1 protein-coding gene is annotated in these 1,120 nt (G+C 36.4%); it reads right to left on the minus strand.

Annotated elements, in window-relative coordinates; all coding sequences use genetic code 11:
* Window positions 1-1,120, minus strand: a 1,120-nt coding sequence (locus ACTQXY_RS15470; RefSeq protein ID WP_441660209.1) for an IS1182 family transposase, incomplete at both ends; no start/stop codon positions are given.

Here is a 1,120-nt window from a genome sequence, read left to right on the forward strand (position 1 = left end):
GTACATTTTGAAAGGTTTGGGCAATCTTTGCAATCCCTGCAGTTACTTTTATATTCCCTGTAACCATCTCGATTTGTAGTAGAATACGTTAGGATTTTTCCTTCCGGACATATATAGCAATCATAGTATTCGTCGTATACATACTCATATTTTCTGAAGAATCCTTTCTTTGTTTGCGGACTTTTGTATGGAAACAATGGTTCGATTTGATCTTCTATCAGAAGATGTGCGATTGCCGGGGTTTTATATCCTGCATCCAATACCATCATTTCTGGATGATATGATAGCAGCTTATCATAAAGTGTCTTGAATGTCCGACTATCGTGTTCGTTTCCAGGATGAATAGAATATCCCAGAATCCATCCATGTTTATCACAAGCAGTTTCCACCCCATATGCAAAAACATGTTTATGTTCTCCTTTACGGAACCACCCACTGTCCGGGTCACTTGTGCTACATTTTTGTGTTTTTACTCCTTTCGGAATGGCATCTTCTTCATTAGAAGGATTCCCACCCCCAACAGAAGGTGGAGTTTGGTTATGATCCTCTTTATCTTTTAAAGGCTTTTTCCCGTGTGCTTTTCTATCTTCATTGATTTCTTTTTTTAATTCTTCCTCATACCAGAGAGCTTCTTGTTTTGCAATTCTGTTTCTCATCTTTTTGCTGTTTGCACAAGCTTTTACATGAGTAGCATCTGCAAAGATAACAGAAGTGTCCACTAAATGATATTTCATACATTCTTCTAAGATATGCGAAAAAATCTGTTCAAACAGATCCGTATCTTTAAACCGACGTGTGTAATTTTTCCCAAATGTTGAAAAATGAGGAACTCCATCTAATATATCAAGACCTAGAAACCAGCGATAAGCAACATTTACTTCTATTTCTTTGATTGTCTGGCGCATGCTTCGAATCCCATAAAGATACTGAATAAAAACGATTTTAATTAATAAGACAGGATCCAGACTTGGTCTTCCATTGTCTGCACAATATTTATCTTCTACTAAGTCATAAATAAAGTTCCAATCAATTGCTCTGTCAATTTTTCGAAGAAGATGGTCTTGGGGAACCATGTCATCCATACAAAACATGAGCATTTGACTTCTTTTTTTATCAGCAT

Source organism: Faecalimonas sp. LCP19S3_D12 (assembly GCF_052121495.1).
Classification (GTDB): Bacteria; Bacillota; Clostridia; order Lachnospirales; family Lachnospiraceae; genus Faecalimonas.